Annotated in this window: 23 protein-coding genes and 1 tRNA gene; 20 read left to right on the top strand and 4 right to left on the bottom strand. The window is 38.0% G+C overall.

All coding sequences use genetic code 11. The features are described 5' to 3' along the window. The 10 genes from RMO03_RS04850 to RMO03_RS04805 form a co-directional block, all read left to right on the top strand. Positions 1-378: hypothetical protein (locus RMO03_RS04850; protein WP_309640961.1), on the top strand; the 378-nt coding region annotated here is incomplete at its 5' end. Positions 379-421: 43 nt separating this feature from the next. Further along, complete coding sequence (locus RMO03_RS04845) at positions 422-1879, top strand: T9SS type A sorting domain-containing protein (protein WP_309640960.1); 1458 nt, start codon at positions 422-424, stop codon at positions 1877-1879. Between the two features lie 77 nt (positions 1880-1956). Continuing rightward, positions 1957-3513 (top strand): T9SS type A sorting domain-containing protein, encoded by a 1557-nt coding sequence (locus tag RMO03_RS04840; RefSeq protein ID WP_309640959.1) that lies wholly within the window; start codon positions 1957-1959, stop codon positions 3511-3513. Between the two features lie 54 nt (positions 3514-3567). Further along, positions 3568-4371, top strand: a complete 804-nt coding sequence (locus RMO03_RS04835) for a T9SS type A sorting domain-containing protein (protein ID WP_309640958.1) — start codon at positions 3568-3570, stop codon at positions 4369-4371. Between the two features lie 3 nt (positions 4372-4374). Next, entirely contained in the window at positions 4375-5793 is a 1419-nt protein-coding gene (locus tag RMO03_RS04830; RefSeq protein ID WP_309640957.1) for a T9SS type A sorting domain-containing protein, read from the top strand. Between the two features lie 66 nt (positions 5794-5859). Further along, the gene (locus RMO03_RS04825) at positions 5860-8250 is read left to right on the top strand and encodes a T9SS type A sorting domain-containing protein (protein ID WP_309640956.1); all 2391 of its coding nucleotides are present in this window, start codon (positions 5860-5862) and stop codon (positions 8248-8250) included. 245 nt (positions 8251-8495) lie between these two features. Continuing rightward, entirely contained in the window at positions 8496-9422 is a 927-nt protein-coding gene (locus RMO03_RS04820) for a DUF58 domain-containing protein (protein ID WP_309640955.1), read from the top strand. An 85-nt stretch (positions 9423-9507) separates the two neighbouring features. Beyond that, positions 9508-9581 (top strand) — tRNA-Asp (locus tag RMO03_RS04815). A 205-nt stretch (positions 9582-9786) separates the two neighbouring features. Continuing rightward, on the top strand, positions 9787-10449 hold the full coding sequence (locus RMO03_RS04810; protein WP_309640954.1) for a GDSL-type esterase/lipase family protein: 663 nt from the start codon (positions 9787-9789) through the stop codon (positions 10447-10449). A gap of 162 nt (positions 10450-10611) precedes the next feature. Next, complete coding sequence (locus RMO03_RS04805; RefSeq protein WP_309640953.1) at positions 10612-11097, top strand: hypothetical protein; 486 nt, start codon at positions 10612-10614, stop codon at positions 11095-11097. 155 nt (positions 11098-11252) lie between these two features. On the opposite strand, the gene RMO03_RS04800 is transcribed toward RMO03_RS04805, so the two are convergent. Next, positions 11253-12374 (bottom strand): glycosyltransferase, encoded by a 1122-nt coding sequence (locus tag RMO03_RS04800; RefSeq protein WP_309640952.1) that lies wholly within the window; start codon positions 12372-12374, stop codon positions 11253-11255. Further along, complete coding sequence (locus RMO03_RS04795; protein WP_309640951.1) at positions 12371-13312, bottom strand: hypothetical protein; 942 nt, start codon at positions 13310-13312, stop codon at positions 12371-12373. The genes RMO03_RS04800 and RMO03_RS04795 overlap by 4 nt, the downstream gene beginning before the upstream one ends. A gap of 78 nt (positions 13313-13390) precedes the next feature. On the opposite strand from RMO03_RS04795, the gene ruvC reads away from it, so the two are divergent. From ruvC to RMO03_RS04760, 7 genes are all read left to right on the top strand, one after another. Next, positions 13391-13945: a crossover junction endodeoxyribonuclease RuvC gene (ruvC, locus tag RMO03_RS04790; protein ID WP_309640950.1), complete on the top strand. Its 555-nt coding sequence runs from the start codon at positions 13391-13393 to the stop codon at positions 13943-13945. Positions 13946-13996: 51 nt separating this feature from the next. Then, positions 13997-14368, top strand: a complete 372-nt coding sequence (locus RMO03_RS04785) for a four helix bundle protein (protein ID WP_309640949.1) — start codon at positions 13997-13999, stop codon at positions 14366-14368. Between the two features lie 54 nt (positions 14369-14422). Beyond that, positions 14423-15556: a radical SAM family heme chaperone HemW gene (gene hemW / locus RMO03_RS04780; RefSeq protein ID WP_309640948.1), complete on the top strand. Its 1134-nt coding sequence runs from the start codon at positions 14423-14425 to the stop codon at positions 15554-15556. 111 nt (positions 15557-15667) lie between these two features. Continuing rightward, complete coding sequence (locus tag RMO03_RS04775) at positions 15668-16432, top strand: cyclase family protein (protein ID WP_309640947.1); 765 nt, start codon at positions 15668-15670, stop codon at positions 16430-16432. Next, positions 16429-16830: a GNAT family N-acetyltransferase gene (locus RMO03_RS04770; protein WP_309640946.1), complete on the top strand. Its 402-nt coding sequence runs from the start codon at positions 16429-16431 to the stop codon at positions 16828-16830. The genes RMO03_RS04775 and RMO03_RS04770 overlap by 4 nt, the downstream gene beginning before the upstream one ends. Beyond that, entirely contained in the window at positions 16827-17186 is a 360-nt protein-coding gene (locus tag RMO03_RS04765) for a DUF4260 domain-containing protein (protein WP_309640945.1), read from the top strand. Before RMO03_RS04770 ends, RMO03_RS04765 begins: the two co-directional genes overlap by 4 nt. Next, positions 17183-17548: an MmcQ/YjbR family DNA-binding protein gene (locus RMO03_RS04760; protein WP_309640944.1), complete on the top strand. Its 366-nt coding sequence runs from the start codon at positions 17183-17185 to the stop codon at positions 17546-17548. Before RMO03_RS04765 ends, RMO03_RS04760 begins: the two co-directional genes overlap by 4 nt. A 131-nt stretch (positions 17549-17679) precedes the next feature. Here RMO03_RS04760 and RMO03_RS04755 read toward each other — a convergent pair whose 3' ends face one another. Next, complete coding sequence (locus tag RMO03_RS04755; RefSeq protein WP_309640943.1) at positions 17680-18780, bottom strand: DUF4407 domain-containing protein; 1101 nt, start codon at positions 18778-18780, stop codon at positions 17680-17682. Between the two features lie 143 nt (positions 18781-18923). Here RMO03_RS04755 and RMO03_RS04750 point away from each other — a divergent pair, with 143 nt between their 5' ends. The 3 genes from RMO03_RS04750 to RMO03_RS04740 all read left to right on the top strand — a co-directional run bounded on the left by RMO03_RS04750 (position 18924) and on the right by RMO03_RS04740 (position 23894). Further along, positions 18924-20162: a glycosyltransferase family 4 protein gene (locus tag RMO03_RS04750; protein ID WP_309640942.1), complete on the top strand. Its 1239-nt coding sequence runs from the start codon at positions 18924-18926 to the stop codon at positions 20160-20162. A gap of 94 nt (positions 20163-20256) precedes the next feature. Continuing rightward, entirely contained in the window at positions 20257-21429 is a 1173-nt protein-coding gene (locus RMO03_RS04745) for an AAA-like domain-containing protein (RefSeq protein WP_309640941.1), read from the top strand. Next, a complete protein-coding gene (locus RMO03_RS04740) occupies positions 21429-23894 on the top strand; it encodes a tetratricopeptide repeat protein (protein WP_309640940.1) in 2466 nt (821 codons plus the stop codon). The genes RMO03_RS04745 and RMO03_RS04740 overlap by 1 nt, the downstream gene beginning before the upstream one ends. A gap of 202 nt (positions 23895-24096) precedes the next feature. On the opposite strand, the gene RMO03_RS04735 is transcribed toward RMO03_RS04740, so the two are convergent. Beyond that, the gene (locus tag RMO03_RS04735) at positions 24097-25485 is read right to left on the bottom strand and encodes a dipeptidase (RefSeq protein WP_309640939.1); all 1389 of its coding nucleotides are present in this window, start codon (positions 25483-25485) and stop codon (positions 24097-24099) included. Between the last annotated feature and the right edge of the window lie 94 nt (positions 25486-25579).

Below are 25579 nucleotides of genomic sequence, written 5' to 3'. Positions count from 1 at the left end.
GAAGTCATGCGATTGACGGCATCCGGAAATGTGGGTATAGGCACGACGGCGCCTACATCTGAACTCGAAGTCAACGGCTTTACGAAATTAGGTTCTTCGGCTCCGGCTGTAAAAATGCTAAAACTAACGGGAACTACAGCGGGAGCACAAGGCGGTCAAGTAAGTGTAAATCATGGACTGACCAGTTCTAAAATTTTATCGGTAGCAGTATTGGTTGATTTCTCTCCGGGGAATAGCATACCGCCTTCTTATGGTGGATCCGCAGGATATGAGTATGATTATTATGTCACGACCACCAATATTTCGATATGGAATAAAGCAGGGAACTCGGGTAATATTTTATCAAAATCATTCCGCATTTTAGTGACTTATGAATAAAACAACTATTTCATTAAAGACAATAACAAAACAAATTTAGCATATGAAAACAAAATTATTTTTAAGCATCATCATGACACTGACCACTGTACTTATGACAGCTCAAATCCAAATAGGATCAGATATTGATGGTGAGGCTTCCGGCGATGAACTTGGAGCGACGGTATCGTTATCGTCAGATGGAACTATTATGGCGGTTGGCGCTCCTTTTAACGATGGGAATGGGTCGAATTCAGGACGCACGCGGGTGTATCAAAATCTTTCAGGAGTTTGGACGCAAATTGGGGCAGACCTTAATGGAGATATGCCAGAAGATGTGTTTGGGTCTAGTGTTTCTTTATCGGCTGATGGCAATACATTAGCGGTTGGGATAGCTAAATCTGATGCAGGCGGATTGGATTCAGGAGCCGTTAAAGTATTTCAAAACCAATCTGGAGTTTGGACGCAATTAGGATCAACCATCAATGGTGAAGCGGCAGGAGATAAATTCGGACGTTTTCTTGCGACATCTTCAAATGGGCACATACTTGCTGTTGGAACTCCATTTCATGATTCCAACGGAACAAATTCAGGTGTTGTGACTGTTTTTGAATACAGCTTGGGAGTTTGGACACCATTAGGAAATAAAATTTATGGATCGGTAAATGACTATTTAGGGTATAGTATTTCTTTATCCTCTGATGGAAACATTATGGCTATAGGAGCACCACTTAATGGCGCCGGTAGAGCCAGTGTTTATCAAAACATATCAGGTGTATGGACACCAATAGGATTGAACATCGTTGGAGAAACAGCAGGTGATTTTTTTGGAGGTTGTGTTTCATTATCATCAGACGGGAGCAAATTGGCCATTGGTGCTTACTCCGATGATACAAACGGTACCGTAGCCGGAAGTGTTAAAGTATTTCAGAACCAATCTGGAATTTGGGAACAAGTTGGAGCAAAAATTACTGGAGATGTCGCTGGCGAATGGTTGGGGTCTTTTATTTGTTTATCGTCATCCGGAAATGTCTTGGTTGTTGGAGCTCCTAAATCTGATGCCAACGCAACTGATGCCGGAATCGTTAAAATATATCAAAATCAATCTGGTGTATGGACGCTTTTAGGAAATCGAATTTACGGAGAGGCAGCGGGTGATTTTTCAGGAGTAATTGCACTGTCTTCGAATGAAAATGTATTAGCTAATGGTGCTTATGCTAATGATGGAGGCGGAGCGAATTCAGGCCATGTGCGTGTGTATGACTTATCCTCTATTTTAGCAAATGATTCTTTTGTGTCTGATGCTTTTACAATATACCCTAATCCGACAAAATCAGATATCAATATCACTTTGGACGAAAATCAGTCGCTTCAAAAAGTCAATATTTACAACCCGCTAGGGCAACTCATAGCTACAGATAATAAGAATAATATTTCTTTGGCGACCTTGCCTAAAGGCAGTTACTATGTCGAAGTTATTACAAATCATGGTAAGGCTACCAAGTCGATTATTGTAGAATAAATTGGAATAAAATCGAAAAGATGCTTATGCACTGCTTCAAATACAATTGTAATAGCATTATATAAAAACGCTTAATAATGAAAAATAAAATGACTCTACTTAGAATAACGGTAATACTTACTGTGCTTTATGCATTGCCTTCGTTGGCTCAGAATGGCTCGTTAGACTTAACCTTCAATACCGATGGACTAGTCACGACTCCAATAGGAAACAGCTATGATTTTGCACGCGCTGTAGCCATTCAAAGTGATGGTAAAATTATCGTTGCAGGGTATCGTTATGGAGATAATTTCACGAATAATGATTTCGCTCTGACCCGTTATAATACCAATGGCAGTTTAGATACTACTTTTGATACTGATGGAATAGTGACTACAGCCATTGGGACTTCCGGCGATTATGTATATGCTGTAGCCATACAAAGTGATGGAAAAATTGTGGTTGCTGGAAATAGCTATAGTGGCATTAATGATGATTTCGCTGTAGTTCGTTACAATAGTAATGGCAGCTTAGACACTTCCTTCAGCGGCGATGGAATTGTAACAACATCTATAGAAACTGATGCTTACGGATACGCAGTAACCATTCAAAGTGATGGCAAAATTGTGGTAACAGGAAATAGTTATAGCAACAATGGCAGTATTTCTAAAATAGCGGTGGCCCGCTACAATACAAATGGCAGCCTCGACAACACCTTTGACTCCGATGGAATCGTTACTACATCTATCGGAACGGATGATTATGGAACTGCTGTAGTCCTGCAAAGCAATGGTAAAATTGTGGTGGCAGGATACAGTGATAACGGTACGAATAAAGATTTTGCTGTAGTCCGTTATAATACTAATGGCAGCCTCGACAACACCTTTGATTCCGATGGAATTGTTACGACTGCAATAGGAACTTCTGATGATCGAGGAACTGCGTTGACTCTCCAAAATGACGGCAAGATAGTCGTGGCTGGATTCAGTGATAATGGCACTGATAATGATTTTGCTTTGGTTCGTTATAACCCCAACGGTAGTCTCGACACCACTTTTGATAGCGATGGAAGGGTTACTACCGCTATTGCTGCATCTTACGATATCGCCCATGCTTTGCTGATACAAAGTGACGGCAAAATTTTGGTGGCAGGAGAAACTTTTAATGGCATCGATAATGATTTTGCTTTAGTCCGTTACAACACCAATGGTAGTTTAGACAATACCTTCGGTACCGACGGAATTACGACTACTCCAATAGGCCCTGAAGATGATAATGGATATGCTGTAGCCATACAAAATGACGGCAAAATTGTGGTAGCAGGAAGTAGCAGGGTCAATGGTGTTGAATTTGCTTTAGCCAGATATAACAATACAATCCCTTTAGGAATAAACTCTATTGATAATCAAACCATCGAAATTAAAGCATTTCCCAATCCATTTTCTACAGCAACAACTTTTCAATCAGATACTTTTTTGAAGAATGCAACTTTAACCGTTTACAATTTAATTGGCAAACAAGTTTATCAATTAAACAACATTTCAGGAAAGTCATTTTTTTTCCAACGTCAAAATCTAACATGCGGATTGTATTTTTTTATGTTAACACAAGACAATAAAATTATTTTTAGAAACAAACTAATTATTGCTGACTGATCAAAACGTTGGGAGTAAAATTGTCTATATCCAAAAATCTTAAAAGACAATAAAATGAAAACAAAATTACTTTTTACAATTTTAATGGCCTTTATTGGCTTTACTTCAAATGCACAATGCCACTACATTCCTTCCAGTTCAACGGCAACAGATATTTTGTCTTATAGTTTTTCCGGAGGTTCTTTTCAAAGCTATGATTGTTCGTCAATTGAGCCTATACGCTGGTTATCAGGTAATGGAAATTCAGTTACCGTTACTTTTATAAACCCGCAATCGTATCCGTCATTTAGAATATGGGGAATGAATGACGATGACGCAGCTTCTATAAGTATCAATGGTGTGAGTTATCCATTGACTTCATCATCAGCATCGTATAGCCCCAAAGAAGCATGCGGGGTTTCTCCGGGACCTGATGGAATTATATTCTCAGACGGAAATCTGGTTGGAACAAACAGTAACGCTCAGGGCAACTATTCATTTCAAGACGTTCAGTTAAATGCAATAAATATTACCTCTTTTACTATAACCGGAATTAGTGGTTTGGGATGGGGCTTTTCAGGTGTTTTTGCAGATTGTAATCTCTCAACAGGGTTTAGCCAATTAAGCAACAATAGCCCGCAATCACTTATTTACCCTAACCCTTTTGATTCTTCTGCGACAATTTCATTTACTGCGACAATAATAAATGCTGACCTAAATATTTATAATCTACAAGGGCAAAAAGTTAAAACCATAAACAATTTTTCGGGACAGACAATGACTCTTTCTCGTGAGAATTTACCAAGTGGTTTATATTTCTTACAACTAATTGAAAACAACAAAGCAACGCTAACTACCAAATTAATAATCAAAGACTAAGAGATGAAAAACATGATAACAACCTTACTTTTATTGCTGTTCTATTGGAATTCAAATGCACAGAGTTGGCAGTTATGGGCTACTGGATTACCGGCAGGATCTTTTCCAAAACTTGAAGTGGCTGCAAATCATGACATCTTTTATGGTTTGGTTGCGGGCCCGGGACCTAAAGGTATTATATACAAAGCCAATACCAATTCGGCTACAGGTGTTTTTAGCCCAATGCCCACCATACCGGTTCCGGTAAGTATTACAAATAATATTCAAGCTATTATTAGTAATTCGGCTAGCGAACCTATTGTAGGTGTTTTTAGAACTAATACTTCAGAACCATTTTTATTTAAGTATAGCAATACCACCAATACTTGGAGCAGTGTTGCTGTAGATTTTCCTGCCTCTCTAGGAGCATTCTGTATGGCAAAATCACCCAATGGGAATTTATGGGTAGGTGCCAAATGGGCCAATATTTTCAAAAGCACCGATAATGGCTCGAGTTTTATAAAAATAGATGAATCTGCATTGGTGCAAAGTGCTTATCCTTGTTATTATCCTAGCTACAGTGGCAATGCGATTGACGGGGCCATTTACAGTATTAACGTAGATAGCAATGGTCGATTGTATGCAGGAACCGAAGGTGCGGGAGTGATCTATTCAGATGATAATGGTGCCAGTTTTCATCCGGCTGATTTCTTTGTATGCCAAGCCACTAACCCTACTTTAAAAAACACAACAAGTCCGATGCGTCCGCTATCTGACACCGGTAACCTAGGAGCAATTGGCTTTACCTTTGACAATAATCTACTTTTTAACGGAACCAATATGTTTTCCGTCAATTGGACACAATCGCTGGGTTTTGCTAATATGACCAACCACTCCACGTCACCAATCAGTGGTATTCAAGATTATTTTATTGGATCTGGATTACAAGTCTCTAAAATAGTAACCACGGCCAATGGGCATGTTTTTTTCCATTCCGGTAGTAATAATTCAGTACCAACTGGTACCATTGGAATTTATACTTCAACAGATGGCATTAATTGGTCGCTTTTTAACACCTGTATTACAGGACTCAATGACGGGCAATCGCAAGGAGGTATAGCGGTCGATGGCAATAAGGTTTATTTTGCAACTCATGATGGGAAAATATTTGTATTTGATGCAACAACATTAACTTCAACCAACTTCAATCCATTGAATGATGAAATAAAAGTATATCCAAATCCAACATCCAACTTATTAAATTTCGATAGGCAAGAAAACACCCCTTTTGTTGTAAAAGTTTATAATCTCTTAGGAGAAATCATTATCCAAAAAACCGTTGACAATAAGGAATTGGATATTTCAAACTTAACCCAAGGAATGTATTTAATTCAATGTAATATTTCTGAAAAAACAGTAACGCGAATTATATTTAAAAAATAAACTTAACAAAGTCAATACCGACCAAGTCAAGGAAGCCAACAAGATCACAGCATAATATTCCAACACATGAAAAAATATTCATTACTCCTAATCTTTTTTTACTTCATAACTTCAATGAATGCTCAGATAGTCAGTATTCCTGATGCTAATTTTAAAGCAAAACTACTTGCATCCGCCCCCGAAAATACCATTGTAAAGGACGTAAACGGTCATTATATTAAAATTGACGCCAACAATAACGGCGAAATTGAAGTGGTCGAAGCAGAACAAGCCTTTTTTATAGACGTCAACAATATAGGCAGCATCGTTTCATTGGAAGGAATTAATAGTTTTACAAACCTCTACTTGTTGAACTGTACGCATAATGTCATAACAACAATCGACTTAAACCTACCCAATCTACGCACATTCTATTGCAATTATAATTTACTACAGACCATAGATTTAAGCCATTTGCCACAATTGAAAACATTGTATTTGGGCTGGAACCAGATTTCGATGCTTGATGTAAGTAGTCTGACCAACCTTGAAACCTTGATATGCCCATACAACACAATGACCCAATTAAATTTTGGCCTGACAACCAATGTTAAATCAATCAATTGTTCATTCAACCAACTTGCATCTTTAGACATAACCCATTTATCAAACCTTCAAATACTCGATTGCAATGACAATTTGTTAACCGCATTAGAGGTAAGCCAATGTCCGGCGATTTACAGATTACTTTGCCAAAACAATCAGATTGATCAATTGGCAATCAACAGTTTGCCACAGTTGCAATCGTTTTATTGCCAGGCCAATCCGATTTCAGTACTCGATTTCAGTAACGCCGCAGCGCTTTATGACTTGCGATGCGAAAACACACTCCTCACTACCATAGATGTTAGCCATTCTACTGTGCTAAACTATTTGTATTGCTCCAGCAATGCATTGCTCCAGTCGATCTTTATGAAAAACGGGAAAAACGAAACCATTTTCAATTTTGCAACCAACCCAAATTTAGAATACATCTGTGCCGATGAAAGTCAACTTTCAGCCATTGAAACCAAAATAACCACCTATGGTTATACGAATTGCCATACCAACAGCTATTGCTCTTTTACACAGGGCGGTGCCTATTATACCATACAAGGAAATACCACCTACGACAACGATTTGAATGGATGCGATGCTTCAGATTTGATTTATCCGCATGCGAAAATATTGTTTTCAAACGGAGTCAACAACGCCACCATCATTTCAGATGCGTCCGGAAATTACCATTATGCTGTTCAGGCCGGTACGCATACATTGACACCTATACTTGAGAACCCACTCTATTTTACGATTTCGCCAGCATCGAGCAGCGCTACTTTCCCAGCTGATGTGAGTCCGTTTACCCAGGATTTCTGTATCACCCCAAACGGAACACACAACGATCTGGAAGTGACTATCCTTCCTTTGTTTGGCGCACGTCCGGGTTTTAATACTGGTTGTAAAATCATCTACAAAAATAAAGGAACGCATGCACAATCGGGAACGGTCAGCCTCAATTTTGACAATGCTTTAGATTTGATCAGCTCCACTCCTGCGGTTGCCTCACAAAGCGCCAATTTGCTGACGTGGAATTTTGCCAATCTCCAACCTTTTGAATCAGCGGAAATACTGCTGGTATTCAATTTAAATTCACCAATAGAAACCCCGCCTTTAAACCCAGGCGATATTTTAATCTATACGGCAACAGTTACAGGCGCTACAGATGAAACTCCTTCCGACAATATAAGTACCGTTCACCAAATGGTTGTAAGCGCTATTGATCCTAACGACAAAATCTGTCTTGAAGGAAGTTCCATTGCACCTGAAATGATTGGCAAATATGTGCATTACATCATCCATTTTGAAAATAACGGCACCGCAGCAGCGCAAAATATTGTTGTAAAAGACACCATCGATACGACCAAATTCGACCTTTCTTCTTTAATCCCAATTGATGTCAGCCAGTCATTCACCACAAAAATATCCGAACCCAATACCGTAGAATTCATCTTCGAAAACATCAATCTTCCGTTTGATGATGCCAATAACGACGGCTATGTTGCCTTTAAAATCAAAACCCAACCAACACTCGTTCCCGGAGATTCTTTGAGCAATGATGCCAAGATTTATTTTGATTACAACGCTCCGATCCAAACCAATACTGCTGTAACAACAATTCAATTGCTCGGCATACCCGATTTTGAATGCAATACTTACTTCACGCTATCGCCAAATCCAACAAAAGAGATACTGACCATTGATTCGAAACAAGGTCTCGCAATCGATTCGATTTGTATTTACAACCAGCTTGGGCAACTAATCCTTACCGAAATTCACCCCAACAAAACCATCGATGTATCAGGCTTGCCAATAGGGAACTATTTCCTGAGAATCCTTTCAGACAAAGGCCAAACTAGCGCTAAATTCATCAAGCAATAACTCCCTTAAAGGTGCTGCATCAGTCGGGCTTTTTTAAAGTTTAGGAGCATTACGCCTGTTTTCATCTCGAATATTCCAACCTGCTGTCCGTTTTATCTTTTGCGCCACCCGAGCCTTTTGGCGAACTGACGAAGTAAACGCCGGCACAAAAGGATGCTCACTGCCATCAGGGCTAGGTTGAACGCTTCGTGGTTTTAAGAAATTTTTAATTTTTTAATCCTACAACGTTTCATTACATTTGAAGCATGAACATCGAATCGCAATTAGAAAAAATATCAAGCTTCCAACATCTCGAACTGCTTGCCAACCAAGTCGTAGAAGGTTTCATTTCGGGCATGCATAAATCGCCTTTTCATGGATTTTCTGCTGAGTTTGCCGAACACAAAGTCTACAATTCAGGCGAAAGCACCAAACACATCGACTGGAAACTGTTCGCCAAAACCGACCGCCTGTACACCAAACGTTTCGAAGAAGAAACCAACCTGCGATGCCATTTGATTATCGATAATTCCTCATCAATGCATTACCCAAAACTAAAAGAAGACCAACCTTTCTACGAAAGTAAAATTGGTTTTTCAGTCTTGGCTTCTGCAGTCTTGATGAACTTGCTCAAAAAACAACGCGACGCCGTAGGCATGAGTATCTATTCCGATACGTACGAATATTACGCCCCCGAAAAAGGAAGCGACCGCCACCAACGCATGCTATTGAACAAACTCGAAAATCTTCTCGAAGCACCAACAACAACAAAAACCACCGATACGATTACATTCTTGCATCAAATCGCTGAGAAAATCCACCGCCGTTCGATGATTATTTTGTTTACCGATATGTTGCAATCGAAAGATGATAACGCACTTTTCAATGCGCTGCAACACCTCAAACACGACAAGCACAAGGTCGTTCTGTTTCACGTTATCGATGACAAAACAGAGCTTCATTTCGATTATGACAACGCACCCAGAAAATTCATCGATATCGAAAACGGAGAAGAAGTCACCCTTTTCGCCGAAAACGTAAAAGAAATCTACGAAGAAAACGTGCAAAGCTACTTCAAGAAATTGGCACAAACCTGCGCGCAGAACAAAATAAAGTACGTTCCTGTAAATGTTGGCGCAGATTTCGAAAAGATACTCACGACATACTTGGTTGAAAAACAAACCTTTGGTTAATCGGTTTTAAAATTCTAAAATATTTTCACACAATCGCTTGCAGATACAAAAATGTATCCTATATTTGCAACCGCAATTATGCAGAGGTTTGGTAGTTCAGTTGGTTAGAATACATGCCTGTCACGCATGGGGTCGCGGGTTCGAGTCCCGTCCAGACCGCTAAATTGGGGAAAAGGTTTTCGGAAACGGAAACCTTTTTTGTCCCAAAAGGCGAACGCCTAAAGATAGTTGTGTTGTTTTCGCTACGACTTTGTAACTCGTAGCAGGTTTAGTAGTTAGACCAATGAAAAGCTTTCCACTTTTGTGGATGGCTTTTTTGTTTTTTAGGGCAATTCCCTTATCTTTCGTGTATCAAGTCTACATCATGAAAAAAATAACTTTCCTTCATATTTTATCCATTCTTTTTTGCACTTCCCTACTGTTTTCGCAAGATGCCTCGAGGTTTCAAAACGACATCCAAACCATCAAGCAGTATGATAAGATTTATGCGCCGCCAAAAGAACCCATCTTATTTATCGGAAGTTCTTCATTCAGACTTTGGAACGATCTGGAAAGAACTTTTGCAGACTACGCGGTGCTCAACAGAGGTATTGGTGGCGCCGTAATTAAGGACATAACGTATTACATTGACGATTTGATAACGCCATACAAACCGCGTCAAATTTTTATTTATGTAGGAGAAAATGATATCGCCAATGAAGCCACGAGCGAAACCGTTCTAAAAGACACCAAACATTTATTGACACTCATAAGAGAAAGACTACCCAACGCGCCCATCGTTTATATTTCAATCAAACCCAGCCCGTCAAGAGAAAAATACCTAACAAAAGTAATCGAGGCCAACAAGCTGATCCGTGATTACATCGCCACTCAAAAAAACATCCATTTTATTGATGTATACAGTTTGATGCTAACACCCGAAGGAAAATCAAAACCCGAATTATTCCGCGAAGACAATATACACATGAACAATCTCGGTTACGATATCTGGATCAAAGAAATCAAACCTTATTTACTTAAAAGATAAACAGTACTCTTTGCGTTCTTTGCGTCAATTACAACACAAAAACTCTGCGAACCTTGCGGTAAAAAACCAACTAACAACCCACAACCGACAACTATTTTTCTAACTTTTAAAATAAAATTGTACTTTTAGTCCGTCTTAGACCGAACCGGTTGCCTAAAGAATATGAGAAAAAGAATTCCACTATTATTGCTACTACTTCTGAGTTTCGTATCGTGTCAGTATGTCAACAGACAAATTCCTGATCAAGACGCACTATTGCAAAAAGAGCTAAAAAGCATCAATTGGAATCAAGTAGACGAATTACCAAACTTCACCAATTGCGATTCCGTAGTCGACAAAACACAAAAAAAACAATGCTTTTTTGATTACCTCACGCAACTCATCCAACAAAAATTAAACACCGATACCCTGAGTGTTTTATACCCACAACTCGATACCATCAACGTAAAAGTAACGGTGTTACCCAACGCCACATTCGAGTTCGAGCCACAATTCAAAGACACGCTTTCATACGACACGACCAAAATCGACAGCATCATCAAAACACGACTCATCGATTTTCCAAAAGTCAATCCCGCCATCAAGCGCGGCATTCCTGTAAAGACACAATTTATACTTCCGGTAATTTTAAATGTAGCGCATAAGTAGGAGCTATTTGCTTCGCCTGTTCGCTTTTAGGAGCTCGGGTCCTGCTGTCCGTTTTATCTTTTGCGTCGAACGCCGCCGCAAAAGGATGCTCACTGCCATCAGGGCTAGGTCTTATCATCCATTCGAAACCTGTCATTCGGAGTGCATCGAGAAATCTAAAACCGCCTTCCCTTCCATTCATATTTCCCAAACCAAGAAAACACAGCAACCACTACGCAAAAAAACGGATACAACAAACTACCCATCAACAAATACCGCATGCGCTTCTTCCTCAAAAATCGATTGGCTTTATAAAGTAAAATACAATCCACCACAAACTTCAACCCAAACAAAATTCCAACAACTGCACAAGAAGACCAACCAAAAACTGCTAACATACAACCTACAACCAAAGCTAGGTTTCCGCCAAACACAATCACCGCCAAATCTCTTCCAAACACACTTTGATACGAACCCGCTTTCGATGCCCAACGCACACGTTGCGAAAACAATTCAGTCCAACTTGCCGTCGGTTTTGTATGGACAATCGTTTCTTTAGATTTCAAAAAATGTACTTTCTCAGGATATTCATGCATCGCTTTTTGCAATAGAAAAACATCATCGCCACTCGCCATTTGATTATTCCCTTTAAAACCATGCAGCTTCTCAAACATCGATTTGGTGTAACAGAAATTCGCGCCATTGCACAAAAACCCCAATCCCATTCCGAAACTTCCAATCGTTGCGCCTTGCAAACTGATCAAATCCAATTGTTGGAAATAATGCAAAAACGATTTCTTGCAATCATAAACAACCGAACCAACAATCATTTCAACATCATATTGTTGAATATATTGATCCAAAGCCATCAGCCAATTTTCGGGAACAACGCAATCTGCATCAGTCGTAACCAACCATTCCTTTTTGACAATCGGAATCGCACGCGAAATCGCATCTTTTTTGGGCGAATTCGACAATCGGATATTCTCTAAAAGCGTTGTTTGAAACACACCATTTTCCATGCGCCAATTGTAAACCTGACGCACCGAATCGTCTTCAGAAAAGTCGTCAATCAAAATAATCTCGAATAACTCTTTTGGATAATTCAGGTTTTTAATGCTTTCTAAGAGTATCGGTAAATTGGCGCTTTCATTGCGAAACGGAACGACAATCGCGAAAAAAGTTTTGGGTTTGCTTTGGGTAAAGTGTGTGGTTTTAATCTTGTCAAAACCCACAATGAGTTGTGCGATTGTGACCACATAGACCAACAAAATCAAAAGCAAAATCAAAATCATCATTTGGATTTCATTTTAAAATTCAACACATAATAACTTCCGATGACCACAGGAATCACGACATTCAACAACCACATCAGCGTCGTGATAAAAATAACAATCCATTCGTTAACGCCCAACAATCCGAAGAAATAAACGGCTACGCTTCCTTTCACTGCAAAATCCAAAAACTGAAAACTGGGTAATGACGATGCGAGAAAATAGATACTCGTAATGGCCGACATCAAAATCAAATACGGCAAATGCACATCGAAAGCCAGAAATAAAAAGTAATACTGATGCGAGAAAACCAAATAACGGCACAATCCCAAAACGATATTTTTCTGATGAATTGGTTTCGGAATTTGGTTGATTTTATGCACGAGTTTTTCAAGCGAATACCCTTTAATTGAAATGGTTTTTAAGAAGAACGAAGCAACAACTAATACAAGCAACAATCCGAAAAGAATCGCAATGGTTTTAGTCGTAATGATATTGAACTCGGCATTGAAATACAGCAACCCAAAAACGCCAAACACCACCGTCAATAGCATTTGAATGCCGTTGCAGATTAAATTCAAAAACACGATTTTCTTGGTTTTGGCTTTCTCAAAAAACAAAGCCTTTCCGGCGTATTCACCCAAACCATTCGGTGTAAAAATTCCTGCGGTTAAAGCTCCTAAAACCTGTGCTGTTGCTGCACTTAAAGAAATTTTTTCAAATGAAGCGACGAGATTCTGCCATTTCAAAATTTCAAAAAATCGGTTCAGAAAACTGAGTGACAACAAAAATAAAATCCCACCAACCGATTGGTTTTTATGGAACAAAGCGGTAAACTTTTGCCAATCGAGTTGGTCGTTGTCTGCCAATTGCCGGTAAATAAAATAAAATGCGCCCGATACAATCAAAACTTTGATTATAAAAACAAGGAATTGTTTAGCTTTGTGGGGAATTGCAATCATTGTTGCAAAGTAAAGCAAAACACTTTACAATAACGAATCAATCGAGACTTTGCGCCTTTGCGCCTTAGCGAGAAATACATGGCAAACGAACGCATCATCTTAGGCATCGATCCCGGCACAACCATCATGGGTTTCGGCTTGATTAAAGTCGTCAACAAAAAAATGGAATTTGTGCAACTCAACGAATTAATTCTGAGCAAATACGACGACCATTACACCAAACTCAAAGTCATTTTCGAACGCACCATAGAACTCATCGAAACGCATCATCCCGACGAAATTGCGATTGAAGCGCCATTCTTCGGTAAGAACGTACAATCGATGCTCAAACTCGGAAGAGCACAAGGCGTTGCTATGGCTGCAGGTTTGTCACGCCAAATTCCGATCACCGAATACGAACCCAAGAAAATCAAAATGGCGATTACCGGAAACGGAAATGCAAGCAAAGAACAAGTTGCCAAGATGTTGCAACAATTATTAGGTTTGAAAGAATTACCCAAAAACCTCGACAGCACCGATGGTTTGGCGGCTGCGGTTTGTCATTTTTTCAATTCCGGTAAAATCGTTGGTGAGAAAAGTTATACGGGTTGGGATGCTTTTGTGAAACAGAATGAGGAACGGGTTAAGAAGTAGTGGTCAGTGGTCAGTGGTCAGTTTTTTAGTATTCAGTTTAAATAGATATCGATGACATTTCAGGATTTATTGGCTTATAAGAAATCGTTTGCTTTGGCGATGAAAATTTTTGAAATGACAAAATCGTTTCCAAAAGAAGAAACATATTCATTGACTGATCAGATTAGACGTTCCTCCAGAAGTGTTCCGGTAACGATTGCAGAAGCCTATAGAAAGAGGATTTACCCAAAAAACTATTATAGCAAATTGACCGATTCTGATGCAGAAAACTCAGAAACACAAGTATGGTTAGCGTTTGCATTTTCATGTCAATATATTTCAGAAAAATTTTTTGATGAATTAACTTCAGAAAGCCAAGAAGTTGGAAGACTCATCAACTATATGATATTAAATCCCGAAAAGTTTGGTTCGAAAAAAGAATAATCTTCAAATCCGAATCCACTGAACACTAAAAACCTGAACACTGAACACTCCAAAATGTCTGGCATCTACATACATATTCCTTTTTGCAAGCAAGCGTGTCATTACTGTGACTTCCACTTCTCAACTTCGATGAACAAGAAAGACGAAATGGTTTTGGCATTGGCGAAAGAGTTGACTATGCGCTCCAATGAATTTAAAAATCAAATCGTAGAAACCATATATTTTGGAGGCGGAACGCCAAGTGTATTAGAGATTGCTGAATTGAAATTCTTGATTGATGCGGTTTATGAAAATTACACGGTTGCTGAAAATCCCGAAATCACACTCGAAGCCAATCCAGACGATTTATCCAACAATCGAATCATCGAACTTTCTAACAATCGCATCAACCGTTTATCGATAGGCATTCAATCTTTTTTTGAAGAGGATTTAAAACTCATGAATCGCGCGCACAATGCCGATGAAGCCAAAGCATGTTTAACGGAAGCCACGAAGCATTTCGACAACATTTCAATCGATTTGATTTATGGAATTCCAGGCATGAGCAATGAACAATGGAAACAAAATATTGAAACCGCGTTGTCATTCAACATTGCGCATATTTCGAGTTACGCTTTGACAGTTGAACCTAAAACCGCGTTGAAGAAACTCATTCAAACAGGGAAAATTGTCGAACCCAGTGATGAAGCAGCTCAAGAGCAATTTGTAATTTTAACAGAAACGCTCCAAGCGCATGATTTCATTCATTATGAACTGTCGAATTTCGGAAAGAAAAACTACTTTTCAAAAAACAATTCGAGTTATTGGCTCGGTAAAAAATACTTAGGAATCGGTCCATCAGCGCACAGTTACGACGGTGTTTCAAGAAGTTGGAATGTAGCGAACAATGCGTTGTATTTGAAATCAATTCAAGAAAATCAATTGCCGAATGAAACGGAAATCCTTTCGATGCAGGATCGTTACAACGAATACATCATGACCGGATTGCGAACCATTTGGGGTGTCGATTTGAATCGCATTGAAACAGAATTTGGCAGCAAACAATTGGTTTATTTAAAACAACAAGCACAAAAATTCCTTGATGATGAATTGCTTATAATTGAAAATAGCATTCTAAAAACCACCTCCAAAGGAAAGTTTTTGACTGATGGAATTGCGAGTGATTTATTTTTGATAAATTTGGAATAAATAGTCATCACGCAAAGGCGCAGAGGCGCAAAGATATTGTCAATGTATTTCTTTGCGACTTTGCGACTTTGCGAGAAATAAATTAAACCTTTGCGAACCTTGCGGTAAAAAATGAAAGCTACAATCACCACACAAAACCAAAACTTCGAAGTCAATCTGTCAAAACCCATCGACATTTCGATTCCATTAACCAATACCGATAAAAACCCAATCGCTTGGTATATCGATAAACCTGTGATCGAACCTGTCCGTTTTGGAGATTGGGTTGGGAAAGTTTCGGAAGGAAGTTCCTCGACGAATTTCAACAACATCTTTTTCAACCCACACGGACATGGCACACATACTGAATGTTTGGGGCATATTACGCGTGAGTTTTATAGTATCAATCAATCGTTAAAACAGTTTTTTTTCTTAGCCGAACTCGTTTCAATAGCACCCGAATGGCAAACCGAGGATTGGGTCATCACTAAAAATCAAATCGAAAAAGCGCTAGCAGGAAAAACACCGGAAGCGATTATCATCCGGACTTTGCCAAACGACGAACATAAATTACATCAAAATTATTCGAATACCAATCCGCCTTACCTCGAAGATGTTGCTGCGCAATTCCTTCTTGAGATTGGCGTAAATCATTTACTGATTGATTTGCCTAGTGTTGACAAAGAACATGACGACGGAAAATTAGCCGCGCACAAAGCATTCTGGAATGTAAAAGATGTTAATAATTTGAATGCCGATGCGCGAATGGATGCAACTATTACCGAAATGATTTTTGTATCAGATGACGTTGAAGATGGAAATTATTTACTCAACATTCAAATCGCTTCGTTTGAAAATGACGCCAGCCCGAGCAAACCCGTTTTATATTCCATATGATTACCGTTTCAACAGATAAAACACACCTCAATGTGCCGTTCATTCAACATTTCTTGAAAGATATTTATTGGGCAGCGGGACGAACGTTGGAAGAAGTGCAAACAACCATCGACCATTCGTTTTGCTTTGGCATTTATCTCGATGGTGAACAAATTGGCTTCGCACGCGTGATTACCGATTATGTAGTCTTCGCTTATCTAATGGATGTTTTTATTGACGAAGCCCATCGTGGTAAAGGTTATGCTTCGGTATTAATCGATGCGATGATGCAAGAACCGCAATTACAGCAAGTCAAAATTTGGCGGCTTGCGACTTCAGATGCCCATTTCTTATATGAGAAATATGGATTTAAACCGTTGGCCCATCCGGAGAAAATGATGGAGAAAATAGTATCATGAAAACAATCATTCAACTTGAAGAACTTGCTTTATTCCTTTTGGGAATATTCCTTTTCAACCAACTGGATTACGCTTGGTGGTGGTTTTTAGTTTTAATTCTCACGCCCGATATTGGCATGGTTGGTTATGCTTTTGGCAATAAAACCGGAGCATGGATGTATAATGTTTTTCACCATCGCGGCATTGCGATTGTGCTGTATTTGCTTGGGATTTATATTTCAAATCCAATCGTTCAATTAATTGGAATCATCTTATTCGCGCATTCATCCATGGATCGATTGTTTGGTTATGGATTGAAATATGAAACGGGATTCAAATTCACACATCTAGGTTCACTAGAAAAATCATCCAAATGAATATTGAAAATTACTTCGAATATTGCCTTTCCAAAAAAGGAGTCACTGAACATTTACCTTTTGACCAAGACACATTAGTGTTTAAAGTCGGCGGAAAAATGTTTGCTTTGGCATCATTGAAGGAATGGGAAAAAGGCAATCCGGCGGTGAATCTCAAATGCGATCCGGATCGGGCAGAAGAATTGCGCGCGCAGTATGATGACATCGAACCCGGTTTTCACATGAGTAAAACCCATTGGAATACAGTGAAAGTCAATCGCGATGTGACCGATCGTTTCCTCAAAGAATTGATTGATCATTCGTATGACTTGGTCTTTAAAAGCTTGACGAAGAAAATTCAGGGCGAAGTTTTAGAGGGTTAACCGCAAGGTTTGCAAAGGTTTACGCAAAGCGCGCAATGAAAAATAATATTAAAATAAAAACCCGGCAACTATAAATTGTCGGGTTTCATATTTATAAATCTTAGCGAACCTTGCGGTAAAAAACAATGTGGTTATAAAGTTCTCTTCTGTTTTTCCAAAAACCCATTCGCCTGCAACTCTAACAATTCAGTAGCTTTTTTGCGTTGCAAATCGTACAGTTTTTTGTCTTGTGCAATATCTTCATAAACCCGATCATGCATCGAAGCGCTGGTTCTCACGAGCAATTCGCGCTGGTATTTGTCTTGTGATAAAGTGGCTTTTAATGCCGTTTCGATATCTTCCAATTTAAAATCGTATTCGCCTTTTGGAGACAATAATTTGGCGATGATTGGCGAAGTTTCAATGGCGAGAAACAACAACATGATAAACAGCGATGGGATTAATGGCAATTTATTTAACGCATTGATGCGCGCCATCAATCCATCAAAACCATCAATAATCGGTTGGGTTTCGGTTACTTTTCTATCAAGGTCGGCTTGTAGTGTTTTGGTCTTTTTCTCGCGTTCGGCAATTTTAATAAGGTTGTTTTTTTGCAACGTATCGAGTTCTGTTTTGGCAAGATTGTGTTTGGCGATTTTCTCTTTAAACACTGGTCCTTTTCCGAGTTTCATCGTGCCTTTTGTACCTTCAGCTTCGGTGATATACGTTTCGTAAAGCGCATTGACTTCCGTTTCTTTTTTAGTGATTTCAGATTTCAAACTGTCGATTTCTGTTTTGTTTTTATCTAAATCGGATTGAAAATAATTCGAAACTTCTTTCTTGTTATTCAAGGCCATGGCATTTTTTTCTTTGAGTAAAACGGTATTGATTTCCTTTTCGAAAATTTTAATTTCTAATGGTTTTGAAATTACAATTGCAATGATAACCGCTAAAATGATTCTTGGGGAAGCTTGCAAAAACTCACTCCAAAAACTATCGCGTTTGCGGATCGTGGAAACAATAAACCGGTCGAGATTGAAAATTAAAAAACCCCAAACAACACCAAAAAGTAATGCGGGATAAATGCTGTCGAACACAGTGAACAGTGCGTATGAGCTCGCGATAAATGCCATAACAGCAGTAAAGAAAACAGTTGCGCCAATACCAACAAATTTGGTTTGTTCGCCTTCGGAGCAATCTTGTAGCAGATTTTTATCGGCTCCGGAACAGAGGATGAAAAAGGATTTTAACATGATGATTGATTAGTAGTGCCGGTTTCCCGAAACTGATTGATGATGATGATTAGTACAAAAGTAACGCCAAAAGTTTCAGCTTGTTATATCACAGCAATTTATTTTAAACTCTGTTTTTAAAAGTGTTATTTTGCAACGACAATATGAAAACACCAATATCAATACTTATCATTGGTTCTGTGTGGCCGGAACCCAATTCTTCGGCTGCTGGAACGCGAATGCTACAACTGATTGCTTTGTTTCAAAAACAAGGTTGGACCGTGACTTTTGCGAGCGCTGCTTCGTATAGTGATTTTATGTTTGATGTGATTTCATTAGGTATTGAAAAAGTTTCCATTAATATCAACGACTCAAATTTTGATGTTTTTATTAAAGGTTTGAATCCGACGATAGTATTGTTTGATCGCTTTATGGTGGAAGAACAATTTGGTTGGCGTGTTGCAAAACAATGCCCGAATGCTATGCGAATATTAGAAACTGTTGATTTGCATTGTTTGCGTTTGGCAAGACAAAAAGATTTTCAAGAAAAAAAAGATTTTCAGTTTGACGATTTATATTCTGATGTGGCCAAAAGAGAAATCGCAAGCATTTTACGCTCTGATATTTCGTTAATTATTTCTGAGGTTGAAATGGATTTGTTACAAAATCAATTTAAAATTGATAAGAACTTGTTGTATTATCTGCCTTTTTTGGTTGATGAAATTAATACTAAAACCACTGAAAACTGGTTGAAATTTGAAGACCGAAAAGACTTTGTTTTTATCGGCAACTTTTTGCACGAACCCAATTGGAATGCGGTGCAATATCTCAAAGAATCGATTTGGCCACGAATTCACAAATTACTTCCCGAAGCATCGATGTTGATTTATGGCGCCTATCCGTCCCAGAAAGTATTGCAATTGCACCAACCCAAAGACCGCTTTTTGGTTTTAGGAAGAGCGGAAAATGCGAAAGAAGTAGTTCGAAAAGCACGCGTGGTTTTAGCACCCATTCGCTTTGGAGCCGGAGCCAAAGGGAAATTATTAGAAGCGATGCAATGCGGAACACCAAGTGTCACCACAACCATTGGAGCGGAATCGATGTCGGGAGATTTGCCTTGGAATGGCATGATTGCCGATGACATTGAAAGTATTGTTGATGCTGCGATTGCGCTTTATCAAAAAGAATTGCTTTGGAAAAAGGCGCAACAAAATGGTATTGCGATTGTGAATCAGCGCTATGAAAAAACTTTATTTGAAACTGATTTCATCGAAAGTATTTTGGAAGTGTTAGTGAATATAAAAAAACACCGAAACGATAATTTCATCGGTTCGTTATTGATGCATCACACGATGGCAAGCACCCAATATATGTCGCGGTGGATTGAAGCAAAAAACAAATAAGATGTAGGATTTGTTTTAACATTTGAATTATAAAATTAAATATTCATTTTTGCATATATTTAAATATGTATATTTGTGTTTTAAAATTAAGTTTATGATAAACAATATTACAGGCTCTCCAGTTGAAGGAAACGATTTTTTTGGAAGAGAAAAAGAATTAGAATTCGTTTGGAGACATATTAAAAAAGGTAATTCCATTATACTTTCTGCGCCAAGAAGAGTAGGGAAATCGTCTCTCGCTAAAAGAGTTTTGAAGGAAGCAAAAGAAAATGGATGGGACACTTTAGAGATAAATTTGGAAGAAGTAAAATCAGAAGAAGGCTTCGTTAAAAAGTTTGTTGAACAATTAACTAGTCAAAGTTGGTGGACTAAGGTTGTAAATACATCAGCAAATAAAATAGAAAAAATTCTTGAAAGTATTAAGACATCAATTGAATATGAAGGCGCAAAAGCAACATTGGAATGGAGATCATCTAAAAGCGATGTGTATGAAAACTTAAAAAAACTTTTAAATCATGAAAAGGAAACCTTGATTATGGTTGACGAATTAACAGTGGTATTAAGTAGCTTCATAGATAATGATCCTGAAGAAGGAAAGAAGAATGCTGAATTTTTTCTGAATTGGTTACGAAGTTTTAGACAAGTTTCCGGTACAAAAATTCGCTGGATATTTTGTAGTTCTATTGGGATTGACAATTTTACCAACCAACATAATTTGAGTTATACTTTTAATGATGTTGATCCTTATCCAATAGGTGCGTTTAAAAGAGAAAAAGCAAAAGAATTGTTATTAGAGTTAGCGAGATCAGAGGGAATTATTCTTTCTGAAGAAGTAATTGAATATAAATTGAATAAGTTAGGTTGGCTACTTCCCTATTTTATTCAAATTTTATTTTTTAAATTTTATCATTTAGTTCAAGTTGAGGATAGGGAAATAACAACTAAAACTGTTGACGAAGCTTATACATTATTAATAAGCGAAAAACACTTAAATACTTGGGAAGAACGCTTAAATGAATATAATGTTTTGGAAATCTATGCGCGTCTATTGTTAAAAAGGCTTTCAATAAATAAACAAGGAGAAAGCAGAGGTATGCTTTTTACCGTTTTAAACGCTAAGATTAATGATGAAGAAAAAACAGAATCAATTTTAAGTAAACTTTTATACATGCTACAAAACGATGGTTATTTAATCGAAGAAGAATTAAAATACGCCTTTCGTTCGCCGCTTTTAAGAGATTTTTGGTATAACCGATTTTCAAAATGATGAAAAAAATAAAACAACTGTCATTAAGCCAATTAGGCTTGTACAATCCGCAGCGATTGGATGATGAAACCGTGGAAAATTTATTTGTAGTTAGACAAAAATATTTTCTCTTGCTAATGGATAAAATTAAAAAAGAAAAAGCCAACAGTATTCCGCAACATTACCTGTTTATTGGTCAAAGAGGCATGGGAAAAAGCACCTTATTGAAGCGAATAGAAGTTGAGTTAAGAAAAAAAGATTCAAAATTCATTCCTTTACTTTTTCCAGAAGAACAATACAATTTGAGTAACCTAGCAGAGTTTTGGCTCAATAGCTTAGATGCGATGGCTGATGCATTAGAGTTGGTGAAAAGCAAAGACGAAGTAAACTTAATTGACTCAAAAGTTAAAGAACTTCAAAAAAGCAAAGATGATGATGAAGTAGCCCGACAAGCTTTTCAATTTTTGATTGAAATGTCTAATAAGATTAATAAAAGACCTGTATTATTAATTGATAATATGAGTTTTATTTTTGACCGACTAGATAAAAGTGAACAACATATTTTACGGGCTTGGTTGATGCAAAATAACGCGCCAATTTTAATAGGAGCCAGTGCTGTAGATATTGAAGATACTATAAATTATGGAGCACCATTTTATGATGCTTTTCAAACAACCCATCTAAACAGATTAAAGTTTGAAGAGCTTTTAGACATTTTAAACAATCTGGCCCAGTTGACGAATGCGCAAGAAGTTTTAGCCAATATTCATGACGAAATTGGTCGACTCAAAACGATTCACCAATTAACCGGTGGAAATCCAAGAACGGCTGTAATGCTTTTTAAAATTATTGTAAAAGGATTTTCTAAAGAAATTAACGACGATTTAGAAGCGTTACTAGATGAAATAACGCCCTTATATAAAGCTCGTTTTGAAGAATTGTCCAACCAATCTCAAATTATTGTTGACGCCATTGCATTGCATTGGGACCCAATGAATTTAGAGCAATTGCGTAACGAAACCAAATTAGAAAACGGACAGCTTTCACCACAATTAAAACGATTGGTAGAACTGGGATGGATAGAAAGATTAGACGCTTATAAAGCCAAAGGCAGTGCGTATCAAATTAGTGAACGTTTTTTTAATATTTGGTTTTTAATGCGCAGAAGCAGCCGCAGACAAAAGAAAGAACTGTATTGTTTGTCTAAGTTTTTAGAAACTTTTTATGGCGATGATTTGCATGAAGTGGCAAAAAACAGCTTGTCTGTAAAAAGTGAAAACGTAAACCAAATAACCTATAAATTGGCTTTAGCCGAAGCAGTAACGGACAAAAATTTAAAAAAACAAATCAAAGAAGCATGTCATAACGAACTAAAAGAAGAAGCCAAAACCAATCCTGAAGTATATGAAAAATTTGGATTGAGTAAAGAGCCGGAAACTGATAAAGAAAAAACAGACTTTATTAAGTTAGAGAAAACCTATTTAGCCAAGTTAAAAAAGAATAATAAAGATGCTGATACATGGTTTGATTTAGCGTATTTATATCACGTGAATTTGAAGAAATTCGATGAAGCAGAAAAAGCGTATTTAAAAGCGATAGAACTGGATAAAGAAGACCCTAACTCATGGAATAATTTAGGAGTTCTTTATCAAGATTATTTGCAAGATTATAAAAAATCGGAAGCCGCATTTTTAAAAGCCATTGAGATTGATGAAAAATATGTTTATCCATGGTATAATTTAGGAAATCTATATCAAAGTTATTTGCAAGACTATAAAAAATCGGAAGATGCATATTTAAAAGCCATTGAGTTTGATAATAAATATGCTAATCCTTGGAATGGATTAGCATATTTATATCGAGATCATTTTCAAGACTATAAAAAATCGGAAGATGCATATTTAAAAGCCATTGAGTTGAATGAAGATAATTCTTTCCTATATAATAGATTAGGGAATTTATACCTTGATTATCTTCAAGAATATCAAAAAGCGGAGGAGGCTTTTATAAATGCCATTAAAATTAGTCCGGATAATATTTACGCAAAATATAACTTGGTTTTTCTCTACAGAGATAAAATCAATAAGCTTACAGAGTCTGAAGATATATTTAATTCTTTGGATAAAGACATCAATAAAGAGATTGAAGATTCACATTGGTTGAATAAATCGTTATTTGAATTGTACAAACGAAATGAAGGTACTGCAAAAGAACATTTACTAAATGCTTTTCAAAAAATTGAAGATCGATTGCCAAACAATACTCAAGACGATTGGTGGCGTTTTGGAGCTGTGGTTACCAAATTAGGGTATGGCAATTGGCTGGCAACCCTTCTTGAAGAAAATGGGTTTAATACTATTTTGGCTCCTTACTATGTCGCCATTAAAGCGTTAACAGAAAAAGACAGTGAAGGTTATTTAAACAGTAAAGCGGTTGAGATTAGAGAGCCTGCACGAAAAATTATGGAGATTATGCAAAAGTATTAAACCTATGCTTTGCAATGGCTTTACTTGGTCTGTTCGGTCCGCGTTAGGGATTGTAGTGGAAAACCTTTTGTGAGGAACACCGTCACAAAAGGTTGAGAGTGGAAAGCCCGACCCTTGTGGTAACGCCCAAAAATTATAAACACGGATTTCACGAATTAACACGAAAAAAATTAGTGCTAATTAGTGAAATCCGTGTTGAATTTTATTTACTTAATTCTACAAAATATTTGTAAAACAACGGAATCGTTTCAATGCCTTTGAGGTAATTAAAAATCCCAAAATGCTCATTTGGCGAGTGAATCGCATCGCTATCGAGACCAAATCCCATCAGAATGGTTTTACTTTTGAGTTCCTTTTCGAACAGCGCGACAATCGGAATACTACCACCCGAACGCACCGGAATGGCAGGAACGCCAAAGGTTTCGGTGTAGGCTTTATTCGCAGCTTGATAGCCGATACTGTCGATGGGCGTCACATAACCTTGCCCGCCATGGTGTGGTTTTACTTTTACGGTCACGCCTGCTGGAGCAATGCTTTCGAAATGTTTGGTGAACAATTCGGTGATTTCTTCCCAATCTTGGTGTGGTACCAAACGCATCGAAATTTTGGCGTAGGCTTTACTGGCTATAACAGTTTTTGCGCCTTCACCGGTGTAACCGCCCCAAATTCCGTTGACATCTAGCGTTGGTCTGATGGAGTTTCTTTCGTTGGTTACGTAGCCTTTTTCGCCATAGATATCGTTAAGGTCTAATGCTTTTTTATAATTTTCTAAATTGAATGGTGCTTTGGCCATTTCAGCTCTTTCGGCTGTCGTGAGTTCTTCTACTTTGTCGTAAAAACCCGGAATCGTAATGTGGTTGTTTTCATCGTGAAGCGACGCAATCATTTTGGCTAAAACGTTGATTGGATTGGCCACTGCGCCGCCGTATAATCCGGAATGTAGGTCGCGGTTTGGGCCGGTTACTTCTACTTCTACATAACTCAATCCGCGTAAACCGGTGGTGATGGATGGCTGTTGGTTTGAAATCATACCCGTATCGGAAATCAAGATGACATCGTTTTTGAGTTTTTCTTGATTGCGCTCGACGAACCAGCTTAAGCTTTTGGAGCCGACTTCCTCTTCGCCTTCAATCATAAACTTGACATTGCAAGGCAGCGTATTGGATTGCACCATATATTCTAACGCTTTCACGTGCATATACATTTGACCTTTGTCGTCACAAGAACCGCGTGCGAAAATAGCACCTTCGGGATGAATGTCGGTGGTTTTGATGACAGGTTCGAAGGGTGGCGATGTCCACAAATCCATTGGATCTGGCGGTTGAACGTCGTAATGTCCGTAGACTAATATCGTAGGTAGATTTTTGTCGATGGTTTTTTCTCCGTAAACGATTGGATAACCCGGTGTGTCGCAAATTTCCACGAAATCACAACCTGCTTTTTCAAGGCTTGCTTTTACGGCATCTGCAGTATCGATAACATCTTGAGAATAAACAGGATCAGCACTGACGGAAGGGATTTTAAGCAATTCGATTAATTCTTCAATGAAGCGATCTTTGTGCTGCTGCACGTACGATTTTATAGTGTCCATGTTGGTTTGAAAGTTTTATAGTTTCAAATGTATAAAATAAACACTGATAAAAAAATTGAGAATTGAGAATTGATAATTGAGAATTATATTTATA

This window comes from Flavobacterium sp. (assembly GCF_031411595.1).
In the GTDB taxonomy this organism is placed as follows: Bacteria; Bacteroidota; Bacteroidia; order Flavobacteriales; family Flavobacteriaceae; genus Flavobacterium.
Note: the sequence above shows the minus strand (reverse complement) of the source record. Positions and strands in the feature narration are given on the sequence as shown.

Bases quoted from the DNA above. Each gene is read 5' to 3' on its own strand.
- RMO03_RS04830 (WP_309640957.1), top strand. From the start codon at position 4,375: ATGAAAAACATGATAACAACCTTACTTTTATTGCTGTTCTATTGGAAT.
- RMO03_RS04760 (WP_309640944.1), top strand. From the start codon at position 17,183: ATGAATATTGAAAATTACTTCGAATATTGCCTTTCCAAAAAAGGAGTC.
- RMO03_RS04740 (WP_309640940.1), top strand. From the start codon at position 21,429: ATGAAAAAAATAAAACAACTGTCATTAAGCCAATTAGGCTTGTACAAT.
- RMO03_RS04845 (WP_309640960.1), top strand. From the start codon at position 422: ATGAAAACAAAATTATTTTTAAGCATCATCATGACACTGACCACTGTA.
- RMO03_RS04750 (WP_309640942.1), top strand. From the start codon at position 18,924: ATGAAAACACCAATATCAATACTTATCATTGGTTCTGTGTGGCCGGAA.
- RMO03_RS04820 (WP_309640955.1), top strand. From the start codon at position 8,496: ATGAACATCGAATCGCAATTAGAAAAAATATCAAGCTTCCAACATCTC.
- RMO03_RS04795 (WP_309640951.1), bottom strand. From the start codon at position 13,312: ATGATTGCAATTCCCCACAAAGCTAAACAATTCCTTGTTTTTATAATC.
- RMO03_RS04825 (WP_309640956.1), top strand. From the start codon at position 5,860: ATGAAAAAATATTCATTACTCCTAATCTTTTTTTACTTCATAACTTCA.
- RMO03_RS04755 (WP_309640943.1), bottom strand. From the start codon at position 18,780: ATGTTAAAATCCTTTTTCATCCTCTGTTCCGGAGCCGATAAAAATCTG.
- RMO03_RS04775 (WP_309640947.1), top strand. From the start codon at position 15,668: ATGAAAGCTACAATCACCACACAAAACCAAAACTTCGAAGTCAATCTG.
- RMO03_RS04810 (WP_309640954.1), top strand. From the start codon at position 9,787: ATGAAAAAAATAACTTTCCTTCATATTTTATCCATTCTTTTTTGCACT.
- ruvC (WP_309640950.1), top strand. From the start codon at position 13,391: ATGGCAAACGAACGCATCATCTTAGGCATCGATCCCGGCACAACCATC.
- RMO03_RS04785 (WP_309640949.1), top strand. From the start codon at position 13,997: ATGACATTTCAGGATTTATTGGCTTATAAGAAATCGTTTGCTTTGGCG.
- RMO03_RS04835 (WP_309640958.1), top strand. From the start codon at position 3,568: ATGAAAACAAAATTACTTTTTACAATTTTAATGGCCTTTATTGGCTTT.
- RMO03_RS04765 (WP_309640945.1), top strand. From the start codon at position 16,827: ATGAAAACAATCATTCAACTTGAAGAACTTGCTTTATTCCTTTTGGGA.
- RMO03_RS04840 (WP_309640959.1), top strand. From the start codon at position 1,957: ATGAAAAATAAAATGACTCTACTTAGAATAACGGTAATACTTACTGTG.
- RMO03_RS04800 (WP_309640952.1), bottom strand. From the start codon at position 12,374: ATGATGATTTTGATTTTGCTTTTGATTTTGTTGGTCTATGTGGTCACA.
- RMO03_RS04770 (WP_309640946.1), top strand. From the start codon at position 16,429: ATGATTACCGTTTCAACAGATAAAACACACCTCAATGTGCCGTTCATT.
- RMO03_RS04735 (WP_309640939.1), bottom strand. From the start codon at position 25,485: ATGGACACTATAAAATCGTACGTGCAGCAGCACAAAGATCGCTTCATT.
- RMO03_RS04805 (WP_309640953.1), top strand. From the start codon at position 10,612: ATGAGAAAAAGAATTCCACTATTATTGCTACTACTTCTGAGTTTCGTA.
- RMO03_RS04745 (WP_309640941.1), top strand. From the start codon at position 20,257: ATGATAAACAATATTACAGGCTCTCCAGTTGAAGGAAACGATTTTTTT.
- hemW (WP_309640948.1), top strand. From the start codon at position 14,423: ATGTCTGGCATCTACATACATATTCCTTTTTGCAAGCAAGCGTGTCAT.